This is a genomic window from Flagellimonas taeanensis, assembly GCF_003584105.1.
Taxonomy (GTDB): Bacteria; Bacteroidota; Bacteroidia; order Flavobacteriales; family Flavobacteriaceae; genus Flagellimonas; species Flagellimonas taeanensis.
In genome coordinates this window covers 106,701-125,316 of the sequence record NZ_QXFO01000011.1, presented here as the reverse complement: position 1 = coordinate 125,316, position 18,616 = coordinate 106,701, and the positions used below count along the sequence as shown (strand labels likewise).

The 18,616-nt window shown below is 46.4% G+C and carries 11 protein-coding genes; 7 read left to right on the top strand and 4 right to left on the bottom strand.

Annotated features, from left to right (window positions below; genetic code table 11):
* Window positions 1–34: 34 nt before the first annotated feature.
* The 7 genes from D2V93_RS05305 (at window position 35) to D2V93_RS05275 (ending at window position 12,718) form a co-directional block, all read left to right on the top strand.
* Window positions 35–1,180: a FecR family protein gene (locus tag D2V93_RS05305; RefSeq protein ID WP_119618701.1), complete on the top strand. Its 1,146-nt coding sequence runs from the start codon at window positions 35–37 to the stop codon at window positions 1,178–1,180.
* Between the two features lie 144 nt (window positions 1,181–1,324).
* A complete protein-coding gene (locus D2V93_RS05300) occupies window positions 1,325–4,885 on the top strand; it encodes a SusC/RagA family TonB-linked outer membrane protein (RefSeq protein ID WP_119618700.1) in 3,561 nt (1,186 codons plus the stop codon).
* Between the two features lie 18 nt (window positions 4,886–4,903).
* Entirely contained in the window at window positions 4,904–6,325 is a 1,422-nt protein-coding gene (locus tag D2V93_RS05295; protein ID WP_119618699.1) for a SusD/RagB family nutrient-binding outer membrane lipoprotein, read from the top strand.
* Window positions 6,326–6,585: 260 nt separating this feature from the next.
* Window positions 6,586–8,085, top strand: coding sequence for a S10 family peptidase (locus D2V93_RS05290; RefSeq protein ID WP_119618842.1), 1,500 nt, complete (start codon window positions 6,586–6,588; stop codon window positions 8,083–8,085).
* Between the two features lie 7 nt (window positions 8,086–8,092).
* The gene (locus D2V93_RS05285) at window positions 8,093–9,592 is read left to right on the top strand and encodes a S10 family peptidase (protein ID WP_119618698.1); all 1,500 of its coding nucleotides are present in this window, start codon (window positions 8,093–8,095) and stop codon (window positions 9,590–9,592) included.
* Between the two features lie 95 nt (window positions 9,593–9,687).
* Window positions 9,688–11,295, top strand: a complete 1,608-nt coding sequence (locus D2V93_RS05280) for an amidohydrolase family protein (RefSeq protein ID WP_119618697.1) — start codon at window positions 9,688–9,690, stop codon at window positions 11,293–11,295.
* A gap of 238 nt (window positions 11,296–11,533) precedes the next feature.
* On the top strand, window positions 11,534–12,718 hold the full coding sequence (locus tag D2V93_RS05275) for a proline dehydrogenase family protein (protein ID WP_119618696.1): 1,185 nt from the start codon (window positions 11,534–11,536) through the stop codon (window positions 12,716–12,718).
* Between the two features lie 179 nt (window positions 12,719–12,897).
* On the opposite strand, the gene D2V93_RS05270 is transcribed toward D2V93_RS05275, so the two are convergent.
* The 4 genes from D2V93_RS05270 to D2V93_RS05255 form a co-directional block, all read right to left on the bottom strand.
* The gene (locus D2V93_RS05270; protein ID WP_119618695.1) at window positions 12,898–14,223 is read right to left on the bottom strand and encodes a fibronectin type III domain-containing protein; all 1,326 of its coding nucleotides are present in this window, start codon (window positions 14,221–14,223) and stop codon (window positions 12,898–12,900) included.
* 1 nt (window position 14,224) lies between these two features.
* A complete protein-coding gene (locus tag D2V93_RS05265; protein ID WP_119618694.1) occupies window positions 14,225–15,775 on the bottom strand; it encodes an N-acyl-D-amino-acid deacylase family protein in 1,551 nt (516 codons plus the stop codon).
* A 61-nt stretch (window positions 15,776–15,836) separates the two neighbouring features.
* On the bottom strand, window positions 15,837–16,997 hold the full coding sequence (locus D2V93_RS05260; protein ID WP_119618693.1) for a hypothetical protein: 1,161 nt from the start codon (window positions 16,995–16,997) through the stop codon (window positions 15,837–15,839).
* Window positions 16,998–17,011: 14 nt separating this feature from the next.
* The gene (locus D2V93_RS05255) at window positions 17,012–18,613 is read right to left on the bottom strand and encodes a SusD/RagB family nutrient-binding outer membrane lipoprotein (RefSeq protein ID WP_119618692.1); all 1,602 of its coding nucleotides are present in this window, start codon (window positions 18,611–18,613) and stop codon (window positions 17,012–17,014) included.
* Window positions 18,614–18,616: the final 3 nt, after the last annotated feature.

The following is an 18,616-nucleotide window of genomic DNA, read 5'->3' as shown; positions in this document are numbered from 1 at the left end:
AAAAGACAACTAATAAATATAGAAAACCGTTTTCATGTCCAAAAAGGAGCAACTGCAGGCATATTTACAAAAGATCAAGGCCACTGGAAATATGGAGGATATCTCCAAAAGTGGGCTATCCGAATCCGACAAGGAGCTTTTGGGGAACATATGGGAAGAAGGACTGGTCGACGAATCCTTGGAGTTCATGGAAGCATTGGATGAGGAAGAGGACTGGACGGTGCTTCAAGAACGTCTATCGGGCAGAAAAGTAAGGAAACTGCCCATGCCTACCATCCTTAAATACGCTGCCGTCTTTATAGGCATAGTATGCTTGGGACTTGCCTTGAAATTGTCCCTACACTCCGATCAACAACCCATTCCTGGCAATACCATTACCCTGAACACGGGCGATGCGGTAAAAACTATACAAGAGGGCAAAAAACAATCCATTGTATTGGCTTCTGGGGAAGTGGTTGCCGTACAGGAAGGGAATACCCTTAGGTATGACCCTGGAAATGTAGACCATCCAGTCTTCAATGAACTCCATGTTCCTTATGGTAAGGTGTTCACCCTTGTACTGTCCGATGGAACGGAAATACAATTGAACTCCGGAACCCATATCAGGTATCCTGTAAAATTCCCTCATCAAGGCAACAGGGAAGTGACCATGACGGGCGAAGCTTATTTCAAGGTGTCCAAGAACAAGGACCACCCCTTTATTGTCAATTCCGAGGAAATGGCCGTCCAAGTATTGGGAACCGAGTTCAATGTTACCGCTTATGAAGAACAGAGCACTATCAACACCGTTCTGGTAGAAGGTTCCGTTAGCCTTTCGCATAAATCCGATCCTGAAAACAAAACTCTCCTGGAGCCAGGAAACAAGGGCTCATGGAGCAAGACACAGGCAACCATGAGCGTGGAAAAAGTGGACACCCTGCTCTATACCAGCTGGATCAATGGCGAGATCGTGTTCAGGGACACTCCTTTTTCAGAACTCCTCACAAAACTGGAAAGGGCCTATAATGTAAGTATTGTGAACAAAAACATTGGATTGGAGGAAAAAGCCTTCAATGCCAGATACAACATAAAGGTCGAAAGCATCGAAGACGTATTGGAAGCATTAAAGATCATTGCTCCTTTTGGATATGAAATCAATGACAAAGGCAATGCCAACACCAAAGAAATTATAATCAACTGAACCAAATATGAACATTGAAAAAAACCTTCTGCCTATGACGTAAGTATTTTAAAAAAATACACAAAAAAAGGGAATGTTGGCCCATTCCCTCTCTCAAACTGTGTAATAAATAACGATTCAAACTAATTTAAATCACTCAAAATTATGAAAAAAAAACCATCTAGATTTCTTTTTCTGAAGGGATTCTTGAAGAATGGTTTACCAACCAAACTGACCATTTTTCTGATTATCGCTTCAATTGTCCAGATTCAAGCAGGACCCGGTTCCCAAGGGGACAAGCTATCCCTTGAACTGGAAGGAGTTACCCTTGAAAGGGCACTGGGAGAAATTGAATCCCTCTCAGAGTACCGTTTCATGTACGAATACAACCAAATTCCCCTACAAAAGAAAGTCACATTACGGACGAGCAACCAAAATCTTGACGAGGTGCTTACCCTTTTGTTCAAGAACATGCCCGTCGTATATAAAGTAAGGGGACGCCAAATCATTTTGATGAAATCCCCCAATTTCCGCACCGATCAGGGAGCTTCTGTGGAACCTGCCACAACCCCCGTTATGCAAAGCACGGTTTCGGGAAGCGTCGTGGACAATGCCGGTATGCCACTTTTGGGTGCCAACATTATGGTAAAAGGAACCACTGAGGGCACACAGACCGACTTTGACGGAAATTTTACCGTTGAGGCCGAAGTGGGGGCCATTCTCGTTGTTTCCTACATTGGTTTCAAAACGGCTGAAGTTCAAGTAACTGGCACTTCCCCGATTACCATCACACTGGAAGAAAACTCAGCACAACTGGATGAGGTCGTGGTCACCGCCCTTGGTATTTCAAGGGAGAAAAAGTCACTCGGGTACGCTACCCAGGAACTTGATGGCGAAGAGGTGAACAGAACACCGACCGACAACGTGGTCAACTCGCTTTCCGGTAAGATTGCCGGGGTGCAGATCAAAAGGAACACCAACATGGGTGGTTCCACAAACGTAGTCATCAGGGGAAGTACATCCTTGACAGGGAACAACCAAGCCCTTTTCGTGGTCGATGGTGTGCCCGTGAGCAACTCGAACTTCAATACTTCGGACCAGCAAAGTGGTACAGGAGGTTTTGATTATGGTAATATGGCTTCTGACATCAACCCTAACGACATTAAATCCATCAACGTACTGAAAGGTGCCGCCGCCACAGCACTTTATGGATCCCGGGCCACAAATGGGGCTGTGATCATCACCACCAAATCTGGAGCCGGAGCAAAACAAAAACCCACGATCACCATCAACTCCAGCATTACGTCTGGTTGGATAGACAAATCTACCTGGCCAGATTTCCAATACGAATACGGTACAGGTTACGGGGCCATATACGGTAGCGGGGGAGACAGCTATTTCGTGGATAGAGATGTGGACGGTGATGGAGAGCTTGATTTGGTCACACCCTCTACTGCCTATGGATCGTACGGAGCTCCTTTTGATTCCAATCTATTGGTCTACCAATGGGATTCCTTCTATGAAGGTTCACCTTACTATCTACAGCCTACCCCTTGGGAAGCTCCTAAAAGTAAGTTGATCGATTTCTTTGAGACCCCAATAACCACGACCAACAGCATTGCCGTTGCCGGTGGTGGTGAAAAGGCCACCTACAGGATTGCCTATACCCGTTTCAGCCAGGAAGGCATCATGCCCAACAGCAATTTGAATAGGGACAACGTTTCCATCAATACGTCTTTTGATGTTACCGATAAACTATCCGTGAGTGGTAGTGCCAATTATATCTTAACGGATGCACTGGGAAGGAACCGTACCGGTAATGAGACAGGTGCCAATGCACAGAACGTGATTTCTTCCATGAGGAAATATTGGGCCATGAACGTTGGGATCGACGAACTGAAGGATGCCTATTTCAATACAGGCCTGAACGTGGATCCTTTTATGGGAGGTACCATCGACAACCCTTATTGGGTCGTTTATGAAAACTACCAGAACGATTCCCGTAGTAGGGTTTTTGGAAATGTGTCCGTAAAATATAAGTTCACCGATTGGTTGAACATCGAGGGAAGGGTATCCTTGGACACCTACTCCTTTATTCAGGAAGAAAGGAACAACAAAGGTACTGCCGGAGCTGTTGGACGGTATTCCCGAAGGAACGTCAACTTCAGTGAGGAAAACTATGACCTGATGCTGAACTTCAACAAATATGTAACCGATAAGTTGAACATCAGTGGGGTGCTTGGTACCAACATTAGGAGAACAGACCTAAGCTCCATCTATGCCGAAACCAACGGCGGATTGGTATTGGCCGGCCTGTATTCGTTGTCCAATTCATTGAACCTGCCCCCCGCCCCAGTGGAAAGTGTTGAAAAAGTGGGTGTGGATGGTTTTTATGGTCTGGCTTCTTTCGGATATGACAATTTGATCTATCTGGACCTGACCGGAAGGTTCGACCACTCCTCGACTTTGCCTTCAGAGAACAGCACCTATTTCTACCCATCCATTTCTTCCAGTTTTGTTTTTTCCAACTTGATTGAAAAAAGCTGGTTGAGCTTTGGTAAGTTTCGCCTAAACTATGCAGAAGTGGGAAGTTCCGCTCCTGCCAACAGTTTGGTGGATGTACTGAACAAGCCCACTCCCTTTGGCGCAGTGCCTTTGTACGGTACCAACGCGACCAAGAACAATTCAGAGCTACTGCCAGAAACAACGGTCAGTGTGGAAGCCGGTCTGGAAATGAGGTTCTTGAACAGCCGTATTGGAATGGACCTTTCGTTGTACAAGACCAACTCCAAAGATCAGATCATCCCTGTTGCCATTTCTACGGCCACAGGATATTCCTCAAAATTCGTCAATGCTGGTGAAGTGGAGAACAAAGGGATTGAAATTGCATTGGACGGATCTATCATCCCTACCGGTGACTTTCAATGGCGGGCCAATGTGAACTGGGCCAAAAACCAAAGTGAGGTGCTTTCCCTTTTCCAAGGCGGGACCAACCTTCAGTTGGGAACCGTAAGTGGTGTGTCCATCAATGCAACAGTGGGACAACCCTACGGGACCATAATGGGTACGGATTATATCTATCTTGATGGAAAACCCGTGATCAACCAGACCACCGGTGCCTATGAGCGTACCTCTACGTCGAACAACGTCATTGGTAATATTACCCCTGACTGGACTGCAGGTATCACCAACTCGTTCAAGTATAAAGGCTTTGACCTGAGCTTTTTGATTGATATCCAAAAAGGAGGTGACGTATTCTCAAATGATATATCTACTGGAAACAGGTCTGGTCTATATGCATGGTCTGTTGGACTCAACGATCTGGGCAACCCTATAAGAAACTCCTTGGCCAATGGTGGAGGTATCATTCTACCGGGGGTAGCTCCTGATGGTTCTCCGAACACGGTAAGGACCGCAATGGACCACTACCAGAATGCAACAGGTAGTACCAGGGCCCCACAAGCGTATTTCATCTATGATGCCTCTTACGTGAAGCTAAGGGAAGTTGCGCTCAACTACAGTTTCCCCAAAATGGCATTCATGGAAAAGCTCAGCATCCAATCGCTTAAATTGGGATTGGTAGGTTCCAACCTGTGGATCATACACAAGAATCTTCCTTATGCCGATCCAGAAGCGGGCTTGAGCTCAGGAAACCTTCAAGGTTCACAAAATGGTGTGCTCCCGACGGTAAAAAATCTTGGTTTTAACCTTCAAGTTCAATTCTAAACCAGAAAAAAATAAATTATGAAAAATTATATTGTCATATTTCTAATAGCCCTGTTTTTTTCGTGCTCTGGAGATTTGGAGGATATGAACGTGGATGTCAAGAACGCCACCGAAGCTCCTGCGGAAAACTTCTTCAACAATGCCGTAAAAAACATGTCGGACCTATTGAGCGGCATTACCTATGGTGCCAACGGGAACCCGTTCAACACCACAAGGTTGCTGGTTCAGCAGATTTCATCGGTCACCTATAACGAAGGTACCACCTACTATTCCAATTTTACGTGGGACAATGTTTACTTGGGGGTCTTGATCAACTTGGACCAAAGTGCCCAGGTCATCGAAGCCACTCCCCCAACCAATGCCACAGTGGCAGCCAACCAGTTGGCCATCATTGAGATCATGACGGTTTTCACCTATGCCAAACTTGTTGAATCCTTTGGTGACATCCCCTATTCCCAAGCATTGGATTACGATAACATCTCCCCGGCATACGATGCGGACGAAGTGATCTACGAGGACCTTATTTCACGCTTGACGACCGCCATCAGTACTTTGGATGAAGGTCAGGCATCATGGAGCCAGGACATTCTGTACAATGGTGATGTAACAGGTTGGAAGAAGTTTGGGAGCTCCCTTTTGCTCCAAATGGGAATGAGGGTCATTGATGCCGATGCCACATTGGGAACCCAAGCCATTACAGCTGCTCTTCCCAATGTCTTCACTTCCAATGCCGATGTAGCGCAAGTGGAGCATTTGGAGTCCCAGCCCAACACGGCAGAACTATGGACCGACCTTGCTGTTGGAAACCGTAGGGACTTTGTAGGCTGCGAACCTTTTGTGGATTATATGAACGCTCTGGAAGATCCAAGAAGGGCCGTATTCTTTCAGGAAGTGGATGGAACCGATGGGGTCTATTTGGGATCTCCTTCGGGACTTGCCGTGACCTATTTTGATTATTCCCGTTTCGGCACATTGTTCTATCAACCTGCAACCCCAGTGATATTCATGGATTATTCAACCGTGGAATTCCTTTTGGCCGAAGCAGCGGAAAGAGGAATCGGTGGGGTTGCCGATGCAGCCAGTCACTACACTGAAGCCATTCGTGCCTCTTTTGACTACTATGGGCTTGCCGATAGTGCCGATGCGTACCTGGCCAATCCCGATGTGGATTATGCCACGGCTCCTGGAACCTGGGAGGAAAAAATAGGCATGCAAAAGTGGGTGGCCTTGTTCAACCAAGGGTTGGAGGCCTGGACAGAGTATAGAAGATTGGACTACCCAGTTCTTGAGGCTCCACCACTATCCTTTGTGCCAACAGTACCCGTAAGGTTGACCTATCCAATTTCTGAACAGACATTGAATCAGGCCAACTACGAAAGTGCGGCATCTTCTGTGGGCGGGGACCTGATGACCACAAAACTGTTCTGGGACGTCAATTGAAAATGATGGCCATTTCAAAATAATTGAAGAAACCGGGACCCGATCGGGTCCCGGTCATCAAAAATCTTGTTCGTTAGTTTGATTGATTAGCTAGGAAAAGGGCAGAGGAGCTCTCTAAATTATCTTTAATCGTTCAAAATCAACCTCTGCCCTTTCTTACTATGAATAAAAAATTAAATAATTGATTTTCAATTATTTAAAAAACAATCAACATATATACAACTTACCATCACCCAGCACTAAAATAAACATAGATGAACATGAAAACTTACACTACCCTTTTGGCTTTCCTCGTGTTCGCTCTCACTTCCACCGCCCAACAGTTGAACACGGCGATGGATTCGACCGTGACAACATACAGGGAAATCACCATTAAGGGAAAACCTGTAAAATACAAGGCTATAGCTGGAAAGCAACCGGTTTGGGACGAAAAAGGAAAAATCATAGCCGGTCTTTACTTTACCTATTATGAAAGAACGGATATAAAGGACAAATCGAAAAGACCACTGTTCATTTCGTTCAATGGTGGCCCAGGGGCCGCCTCGGTATGGATGCATCTCGGATACACCGGCCCTTATCGGGTAATCGTGGATGACGAAGGTTATCCCGTGCAGCCCTATGGCGTTGAGGAAAACCCCCACTCCATCTTGGATGTGGCCGACATCGTATATGTAGAGCCTGTGAACACTGGTTTCTCCAGACCCATAAACACCATGGAGGATAGTGAGGTTGCCAAAAGGTTCTTTGGTGTGAATCAGGACATTGAATATCTGGCCGCTTGGATCAATAACTTCGTGACCCGTCAAAATCGTTGGGCCTCCCCAAAATATCTGATTGGGGAGAGCTATGGTACCCCACGGGTATCGGGACTGTCCTTGGAACTGCAAAACTCCCACTGGATGTACCTCAACGGAGTCATTTTGGTATCGCCCACAGGTCTTGGGATCGAGAGAGGAACTGTCATTGAAGCAGCAAACCAACTCCCCTACTACACTGCCGCTGCCTGGTTCCATAAAAAATTACCATCCGACCTACAATCCAAAGACCTCGACGATGTTTTACCGGAGGTTGAAGAATACACCGTAAGCCAACTCATTCCCATCATGGCAAAAGGAGGTTCCATTTCAGATGCGGAGCGAAAGGAAGCCGCCAAGAAGATTGCCAGATATTCTGGACTATCCGAAAAAGTGGTCCTAGAACATAATTTGAGGATTCCCGAGCAATTTTTCTGGAAAGAACTGCTCCGCGATGAAGGGTTCACCATCGGTAGGCTCGATTCAAGGTACCTGGGTATCGACAAAAACGATTCTGGCGAGCGACCCGACTATGCGGCCGAAATCCGTTCTTGGCAGCACTCGTTCACCCCAGCGATAAATTATTACTTCAAAAATTTCCTCAACTATAACACCGATTTGGACTATTATATTGGCGGGCATACCCGCCCATGGGACAGAAGCAACAATACCACTGGCGAAGACCTACGCCAGGCCATGTCACAAAATCCCTATCTACATGTGATGGTGCAGTCAGGCTACTATGATGGTGCAACGGATTACTTCAATTCCAAATACAACCTCTGGCAAATGGACCTTAGCGGAAAGCTGAAGGATAGGATGAGTTGGAAAGGATACCGCAGTGGGCACATGATGTACTTACGGACTGAGGACTTGGAGTCCGCCAACGAGCATATCCGCGAATTCATCAAGCTATCCACCCCAAAGGATGGACAACCGGCACAATATCTAAGAAAAACAAAATGATAACCAAATGAAAGTGTACAGATTTTTTGCAATCGCCATCGCATGGATTGCTTTTAGCTATCCGATGCAAGCACAACTATTGAACACCGATATGGACTCCACGGTCACCACCTCAGGACAGGTGACCATCAAGGGAGTTCCGGTAAAATATACCGCAACTACAGGAAAATTGCCGGTATGGGACGAAAAAGGAAAGATAATCGCGGGACTCTTTTTCACGTATTATGAAAGGACCGGGATTGCCGACAGGTCCAAAAGGCCTTTGGTCATTTCTTTCAATGGGGGCCCTGGTTCCGCATCGGTCTGGATGCATATTGCCTACACTGGCCCCAAGATTTTGGCAATTGATGATGAGGGCTATCCCGTACAGCCCTATGGCATCAAGGACAACCCCAACTCAATTCTGGATGTGGCCGACATTGTCTATGTAAACCCCGTGAACACAGGCTATTCCAGGGCCATTGACGAAATGGACGACAAGACCAAGGCGAAAAACTTTTTTGGGGTAAAACAGGACATTGAGTACTTGGCCACTTGGATCAACACCTTTGTTACCCGCTACGACCGTTGGACCTCGCCCAAGTTCCTCATTGGAGAAAGTTACGGCACCCCAAGGGTATCCGGACTCTCGCTCGAGCTTCAAAACTCCCACTGGATGTACCTGAACGGTGTAATTCTGGTATCACCTACCGACTTGGGAATAGAAAGGGGCACTGTGCCAGAAGCTGCAAATTTTTTGCCTTACTACACCGCGGCCGCTTGGTTTCACAAAAAATTGCCCTCCGACCTACAATCCAAAGATTTGGTCGATGTGCTTCCTGAAGTGGAGAAATATACCATAGACGAACTCACCCCGGCCATATCCAAGGGGGGATTTCTTCCCGAAGCCGAGAAAAAACAGGTCGCGGCTAAAATTGCAAGGTATACAGGGTTATCGGAAAAAGTAATCATGGAACACAACCTTCGCATTCCCAAAACCTTTTTCTGGAAAGAGCTCTTGAGGGACGAAGGCTTCAATATCGGCAGGTTGGACTCCAGGTACTTGGGGATTGACAAGGAAGCCACTGGAAGCCGACCTGATTATGCCGCAGAGCTTACCAGTTGGTTGCATTCCTTCACCCCTGCCATGAATTTTTATGCTAAAAACCATTTGAAGTACGAAACCGACCTCAAATACAACATGTTCGGTCCGGTCCGTCCATGGGACAGGAGCAACAACACTACGGGTTACGACCTAAGGCAGGCCATGGCGCAGAACCCCTACCTGAATGTTTTGGTGCAGGCCGGATATTATGATGGAGGGACAGATTATTTCAACTCCAAATACAATCTATGGCAAATGGATCCCAGTGGAAAATTACGCGATCGTATGGATTGGAAGGGCTATAGAAGTGGCCACATGATGTACCTCAGAAAGGAGGACCTGAAAACCGCCAATGACGACCTCAGGGAGTTCATCAGCAAGTCACTTCCTGCCGAAGGTGTTCCTGCGCAATATAAGAGATAGAAAATACATCAAACCAACCTTGACCAGTGGGCCTGTCCTCCAAGTAAATGGTCCGCTGGTCTAAAAAATAATTCAAATACTCAAGAATGATTACAATGAAAACTTTAAAACTCAGTCTCCTGTTCGGTTTTTGCTTCCTTATACTCCAGAACGGGTTTGGTCAAATAGAAAAAGCCCCTGCAAGAAGCGAAGGCGAAGGTCCTTGGAGTCAATTGATCATTAGGGGCGCCACCATGATCAACGGTACTTTGGCACCGCCACAAGGCCCTGTGGACATCGTGGTCGAGAACAATATCATAACCCAGGTAAGTGTGGTAGGATACCCAGGGGTGCCCATCAATCCGAGTAGACGTCCAACCCTTAAACCGGGCGGCAAGGAACTGAATGCCGAAGGGATGTACATTATGCCTGGATTTGTGGATACCCATGCCCATATTGGTGGCACATCACAGGGAACCCCAGCCGAATATGTGTTCAAACTCTGGATGGGACATGGGGTAACAACCATTGCGGATCCAGCTTCCGGCAATGGGATAGATTGGACCTTGGAACATAAAAGAAAAAGTACAAAAAATGAAATAACGGCCCCAAGGATCATGGCCTATACCGCTTTTGGCAGCAAGCTTAACGGTGGTACAGGAAGGGAAGACATATCCTCACCGGAGCAGGCCGTGGAATGGGTACGCCTAAACGCAAAAAAAGGGGCAGATGGTATTAAATTTTTCGGTGCTGAGCCAGAAGTCATGGCCGCGGCCCTCAAAGAGAACAAAAATTTAGGTCTGCGCTCCAAAATGCACCATGCCCAGGTCTATGTGGGCAGATGGAACGTGCTCCACAGTGCCAGGGCCGGGCTTACTGCCATGGAGCACTGGTATGGTCTTCCCGAAGCTTTGTTCGATGACAGGACCGTCCAAGATTATTCCTTGGACTATAACTATCAAAACGAGCAAGATCGTTTTGGCGAGGCCGGACAATTATGGACACAGGCCGCCAAACCGTATTCCGACAAATGGAATGCCGTGATGAATGAACTGCTCGAATTGGACTTCACACTTTCGCCCACCATGGTCATCTATGAAGCCAACAGGGACCTCTCCCGCGCCAGACGCGCCGAATGGCACGAGGAATACACCTTACCAAGTCTTTGGGAATTTTACTCGCCAAGCCGCCAATCCCACGGATCGTACTGGCATTACTGGGGTACTGAGAGGGAAATTGATTGGAAAAAGAACTATGAGCTATGGATGACCTTCATCAACGAATACAAAAATCGTGGCGGGAGGGTTACAGTGGGTACAGATGCCGGGTTTATCTATGAACTCTATGGTTTTTCATACCCTCGTGAAATGGAACTCTTGAGAGAGGCCGGGTTCCATCCTTTGGAAATCATCAAGGCTGCCACGTTGAATGGTGCCGAGTCTTTGGGAATGGATGACAAAATCGGAACAATTGCCGTTGGTAAATTGGCTGATTTTGTGATTACGGAAGAAAATCCGTTGGTCAACCTTAAGACACTTTATGGAACAGGGGCCATCAAGCTGATGGAGGACAATACCATCCAAAGGGTAGGCGGCGTCAAATACACCATTAAGGATGGTATTATTTATGATGCCAAACAGCTTTTGGAAGATGTGAAAGAGATTGTGAGAAAAGAAAAGGAAAAGACCAATTACAAAATCTTACAACCAGGAATAAAGGGCTAAAATAGATTGTTGAAACATGAATTGTTTTTATAGTAAAATAGGTTAGTGTGCCCTTTTATGTATCGTGGCGAACCATACCATCGCCACGATACTTTCTTCATTTAGGATTGCCCAAACCAAGGCAAGTCAACTTAAAAATTTTAGGAATCTGTAGCACCCATTTTGGGTTTTGTCCTCCATGCTCGTGCGATAGGGCCAAATCCAAAGTCAATGGGATGTATGTAAATGCGCAATCATCATGTCGGACACTATAAATTTCAATAATACCGAAACCGCCTTTGGGACAAGGACAAAAAAAGAACTGTTGCGGGCAAAATTCCTTTTTGGGATGCTGGAATATGGCTGGCTTACCCGGATGGCAAAACCTCTGCTCAACATTGCTTTTAAAAGTAGGCTTCCTATAGACCCCATCATCAAAAAAACCATCTTTTCCCAATTCTGTGGTGGGGAAAGCCTAATGGAGTGCAAAACAAAGATAGATGCACTTTACAATGGCGGAGAGATCATGTCGATCTTGGACTATTCCGTGGAAGGCGCCGAAAATGAAGCAAGTTTTGACCAAACGCTGGAAACCTTGCTGAAAATCTGTGAGTTTTCAGAATTTCAGAAGCAGGTTCCCTTTTTGGTGTTCAAACCCTCTGGTTTAGGAAGCCTCGAACTTTTCGAAAAGGTATCGAACGGATCTCCATTGGATGATATTGAAATGGAAAAATGGAACAAAGTCAGGAACCGCTTTGAGATGATCTGTGAATCCGTAGCGAAGACAGAAAATCTCAAAATCATGGTCGATGCTGAGGAATCTTGGTGCCATACGGCCATTGACGGGCTTACCGAAGAAATGATGGTAAAGTACAATACCCAACGAACGGTCGTATTCACCACCGTACAACTCTATTTGAGTAAAAAAATCGATTATCTGAGAAAGTTGAAGGCCCTTGGGGAACAGCACCGCATTAAGATCGGTGTGAAATTGGTACGCGGTGCCTATATGGAAAAAGAACGGGACAGGGCCCTTGAGCATGGCTATGAAAGTCCGGTCTGCGAGGACAAATCCAGCACTGATCAAAATTTCAACAATGGGGGCAATTATGTCCTGGAAAACCTCGATGTGTTCGACCTCTTCCTGGGAACCCACAATGAGCTAAGCTGTCTTCAATTGGTGAAAAAACTCAAGGAAAGAAACATTTCCAATTCCGATGAACGCATTTGGTTCGGACAGCTCTATGGCATGAGCGACAATATCAGCTACAATCTGGCCGAGAGGGGTTATAATGTGGCAAAGTATGTTCCCTTTGGCCCTGTACGGGATGTGATGCCCTATCTGATCAGGCGTGCGGAGGAAAACTCCTCTGTTGGCTCCCAATCGTCAAGGGAAATGGAACTGATCAAAAAAGAGTTGCTCAGAAGAAAGAATTCACAATGATCCACACTTCCCCCCTAAAAAATAAGATGCCCAAAAAGCACTAAAATTTTGAATTTGTCAGGTTGATCGCAGTCGAAACCCATTGATCATCAACATAGTTTAGGTTCTCGACTGCGCTCGAACTGACAGATAATGAGCTTTTTGGACATTCTTGTTTTTATCATATATGATGGATCTTGTCAGAATACCTTTTCAAGGGCATTGCTCACCTTGGCCCATCCGGTTTCATTGGCACGCAGTTTGGACCTTTCCTGCTCTATGTGCACAAACCTTCCCGTGGTATTGGTGGCCGAAACACTGCAAGGATTGGGCGAACCATTGATATAACGCCCTTGGGTATTGTCAAATGCCGCATAGCGGGTCCAATTCACATCGATATGGGGTATTTTGAAAGTCAAACTGTTGTCTTCCTGTAATAGCGCATCCCTTAGCATGGCCACATAGTCTATTTGCGGGGTCTTGTTCGTCCCATTGCTCATGATCAAGGAAGGATCGGACGCTTCCTTGTCAAACCCATGCAATTGTACAAAAACGCTATTGGGCAGTGCATCGAACATCATTTCCGTGGTCTTTTGGAACATGGAATTCACATTGTGAGGTACATCCGACACTCGATATGCCTGATAATTGGTACTGCAGGCGCTTGTTGTCCCGGAGCAGGGTGCAGGTTCTTCCCTGTTACAACGGTGCGCTCCACTGATAAAAAGTGCTTTGGGCACATTCTGCCTAAAGACATAGGCCGCTTGGTAGCCTGTGTTCTGGTCATGGAGCACGTGTGGGGCCGCCAGTACAAGGTTCTCCCTTTTTGGGGTCTTGCTGAACACGAAGGTGCCCCAATAATTGGTCCTTATGGAAAATTCCTTCAGGACATAAAAGACTTGATTAGGACTGGAAAACGTATCCGTGAACTCCACTACCTGATAGTTGAGATAGACTGCCTGCTCAACGGCTTCCTGTATGTTGTCGTCCAAAAGCGCATCGATGATCAGTTCCCATTGTTTCAGGTCGTTTTCGGTCGGTACTTTGTAATTGTTGCCCGAAAAACCCGGTACATTATCCACAAAACCTCTCAAATAGGTCTCAATGTTCCCGGAATCGTATTGGAGCTCCGCTTCAAGTTTATCCATAGTGGATACATTCAAAGGCTCGCTCAACTCTGAGGAGTTACCGGCCGCATCATTGGCCTGGACCTGAAATGCGTACATTTTTCCGGGTTCCAAACCGGACAGCGCATAGGAAGTTTTGCCCGAACCCACCAAAAACTCGTTGTTCAGGTACAGGGAATAGTTCTTCACCTTGACATTGTCGGTGGCAGGTTCCCAATACAGGTATAGGGAATTCTGGGTCACCTCCTGGGCCACCAATCCTATGGGCTTGGATGGTGCTTGCACATCGGGTGCCGGTGTTTCCTCACCCTCGCTCCCTGACGAACAGGCTATAGCGGCGACCAACACAACGAGGGCCGCTGTTTTTTGTAGGTAGTTGTTGTAAGATTTGATTTTCATATTATTCCTTTTTTATTGTTCTTCCATTCAATTGTCCGTTATATGTTCCTTTTTCTACCGATATTTTTCCATTGATGATGCTATACTGCAAACCTTCGGAAAGTTGAAATGGGTCTTGGTAATCTGCTTTGTCGCCAAAGGTCTCGGGGTCAAAAATGATGACATCGGCATGGTACCCTTCCTGGATTGTCCCTCTTTGGGGGATTCCGAGGATGTCGGCGGTCCGTGAGGTACTTCCGTTGATGTAATCCGCCAAATTGATCACTCCGCTTTTTACATATTCCTTGTATTTGCGAGGAAACGTGCCATATTTTCTTGGGTGTCCCGTGTTGCCATCCGAACTGGTCACCACCCAATCCTGCTTCATGAAATTTTTGATGTCATAAGGTGCCATACTGAAAGAAGCGACCCGTGCATAGCCTTTGTCAAGGATTTCAAAAACAGCTTCGTTGGCATCCAATCCCATTTCTTGAGCTATCTCCTGAAGCGTCTTTCCTTCAAACTCCTTATGGTCTGCATTGACAATCAACAGATTTTCAGGGCCTCCCCGTTGTTCAATGTTCGCTTTTACCTCCTCCAAGATGTGGGGCTTCAACTTTACGTCCCCATATCGGGTGAACAGGGAATCCTTCCCCCCACTTTCTGCCCAGCGTGGCACAACGGCCGCTTTTAGGCCTGTGGCCGATGCTTCGTAGGGGTATTGATTGGCTGTTACCCTAACTCCTTTTTTCTGGGCTTCTTCAATAATTGTGATCAATGAATCACTCTGCTTCCAAACTTGTTTTCCCAGACATTTGATATGCGATATGTGTACGGGTAAATCCGCTTTTACACCTATCTCAATGGCTTCTTTCACGGCAGCCACCAAGCCAATGGAATAGGCTCCTTCGTCCCTTAGGTGGGTGTCATAGATCCCATGGTTCTGTCTCACAACCTTTGCCAAGGCAATCACTTCTTCTGTACTCGCATAACTTCCTGGCGCATAGAACAATCCCGTGGACATGCCTAGGGCCCCGGCATCCATTTCCTGCTGCACCAGTTCCATCATTTTCAGGATCTCTACATCGGTGGCTTCCCTATCACTCTGGCCCATCACTTTTTCCCTGATGGTACCCTGTCCCACCAAAAAAGCCACATTGGTGCCCACTCCGTTGCTTTTGTACATCTGTTCATATTCCGCCAAGGGATAATCACTACTACCATCATTGCCCACGACCACTGTGGTGACACCTTGGAACAAAAAAGGTTTGTTGTGGGATTCCTTAGGATCCTTCAGTTCCCTGTCGGCATGGGTATGGGGGTCAATAAATCCCGGTGATACGATCATCCCTTCTGCGTCAATGATCCTGTTCGCAGAAAAATCCATGTGTTTTCCGGTACCGACATATGCAATCTTGTCCCCAACCAACCCTAGGGTCAGCGCACTGGGAATGGAATCAACCCCATTGTACACTGTTCCGTTCTTGATGAGGATATCCACTTCCATCCTGTCCTTTTTACAGGAACCCAGACCTAAGAATAGGATCAAAAGAATGATAATCTTGTGTTTCATGGCTTTTGTAAATTTTTGATACCCATAAATCTACTCCATTTATGGGCCGCCCTTGGACTTTCTAATCTTCTTCGGGTTCGTAAACGATGATGTTGTCCAGGTCAAAGAATTCCGGCGTGGCCCCAGACTGTATCTGGATGACCAATTGATAGGACCGTATCCCCTTGATGAACCCACTATTGACCTCTTGCCACCTTCCTGCCAAAGTTTCCACATCATTATTGTATACGCTGATCAACTCCAACACATCATTGCCCTCATCAGTAGTAATATTGGCATAGGCATGGATCCCATCCAGTTCTTCCCAACTGGTATCCCCAAAGAAGACCTGAAAAGAAATGCCTGAATTGTTCTGGCCCTCGGGAACCTCAACAGTATCAAAGGTGATCCTGATGGCCCCATCCGCATCTTCGGAATGAAATCCCTGGACACCATCCGGATAGGATTCAAAGCTTTCCAATAAAGCAGTGACCCCTATTCGTTCTTCTGAAAATCCCAGACTGCTCTCACTGATATTGGTAATGGCGATGTACTCGGAATCGAACCCAAGTTCGTCATCCGCACCAGTGCCCTTGGCCACATAATCTACATATGGCGGGTTATCCCCATTGATGAGGTCCAACGTTTCGTCATTGGCACCATTCCTGACATAAACGGCATCATCGGGACCAACAGGTACTTCCTCAAAAGAGGTACCCCTTATTTTTCTGCCCGGCGGCTGGTAAAAGCTCATGGAAAACTCCATCGCATTGTGCTGCCCGGGATACTTCAACCGGTCGGTGGTGTCCCCACCTTGGTTGATGTTATTGAAATCAAAATCGGGGGAACGTCCATCAAAAACATCATCCGGGGTTGTAACCTTCGCAACAAAACTGATCCTATCCGAAAGACCGATATCATCCGCTGTCAAATTGAAAGCTTCCAGAATTTCTGCAATACTGAACTCCAAAGTAGCGGGAAAACTGCTCGTCTGGAACACATTCTCCACCACAACATTACCATACTTCATGGTCAGAGTGTACCCTATGGCATTCCCATTGGGGTCGGACAAGGTGGCACTAAAGACCTCAGTATCCAATTTCAAAATATTGAAGCTGAGGTCCGGTTCTTCCGTAAAAACAATATATCCCCCTCGGTCGGTGATGTTCTGAAATGTATTGAATTCGTTGGCACAGCCAAAAATCAATAGCAAAACGGTCAAAAACTTTATGCTTCTTCTCATGACAATCTCTTTTGTTATTTAATGAATCCCTCAGGATTGGTGTCCCAGAATACCCGTTCGGAATTCTGTTTCTGTTTGATGAATCGGTTAATTTGCACAGCATTGGAAGAATATGGAAAACTTCTGGGGAAGCTTGTGTCCCCATTGATGGGCTCCTGCATATTGGATGGGTACCCTGTCCTTCGGTAGGCATTATAGGCTTCAACGGAATTTCCATAAGCTGCCAAATAGTATTCGGTAATGATAATGTCCAACTTTTCCTCATCACTGGCAGCATTGCCATAATTGGTCATGACCTCTGCCACATAGGCATCCACATCGGCTTCCGTGGCCTCAAAATCAGAGCTGACATTACCAAATCCAAGCACCTTTTGCATGGAGTCCCTGATGGCTTCTTCCAGCAAAATTGCTGGGTCACCATTGGTCTCAAGGGTAAGGGCCGCCTCGGCCATCAGAAACTTTACAAAAGATGATGTGAGCAAAGGCAATATCCCTGCTCCTTCCAAATGGGTAGAGGTAGTGGATGCCCTAAGAAACTGGTCCTCATCAAAAGTACCGCCACCTGGATAGATACCATAGACGGCCCTTTTACTATTGTCCCCATATCCTGTTCGGCTCTCTCCATGGTCCAACCCCCTATAATAATCCCCCACGTAGCAGTAATCCACATTCGATTCGTTTTGGCAGGTGGAGTATGGTGGAATACTATAAGGGTCTTCATCGGCCTGACGGTACAGGTAGTAGCGAAGTCGGGGATCTGCCATGCTTTTGGAGTCCTTGAGCATATACATAAAGTAATTGCCCATATACTGGCCAATATCACTTACATAAGCCCTTTGAAAATAACGGTGCCTGCTTTCCGGTTCAATCACAGTCGAATAGATATATTGAAAATCTTCCGTTGGGGTATCGATCAAATCTCCTTCCATAAGCTTGTTGATCTCTGCTGCTACATTGGCGATGCCCAATTGTGAGCTGGCCAACTTCGTCTGCACCAATATTCGCAACTTAAGGGTGTTGGCAAACGCTTTCCATTTATCCTTGTCGCTATTGTAAAAAAGATCTGTTGAAAAATTGAAATTGGAAGCTTCAATATCCAATAGGGCCTGATCAATGTCCGCCAATACACTCCTATAGATATCATCCCCATCATCCAACCTTGGATTGGGATATTCGGATGGGTTGACGGCCTCCGTGTAGGGCATCTTGCCCACATAGTCCACCATGGTAACGCTGAGATAGCCCATGAGCAACTTGTTTATGGCGTTGTGAAACAGTAAACTTTCATCTTCCGCCGCAAGTTTCTCAATGGTCCGTGAATTGTTCAGGGCTTCAAAATAGCTTTCCCATTCCGCATCAAGAACATCCACGGACACCACATCCCTGTAATTATCGGTCAAGGCCTCGTAGCGCATTACATCATCGGTGTTCAGGATCATCAAGCCCATAAAATACTGGAACTGGTACTGAATCTCATTCAACAAATATTCGGGGTCGGCACTTTCGGGGGTAAGGAAATTTGGGTTTTCCTGCAAGTCAAAGTTTGAAATTTCACAGCCCAAAAAGAGCATGAAGGCCGATACCATAACTCCAACGCGTTTTATTGTTCTTTGCATTTT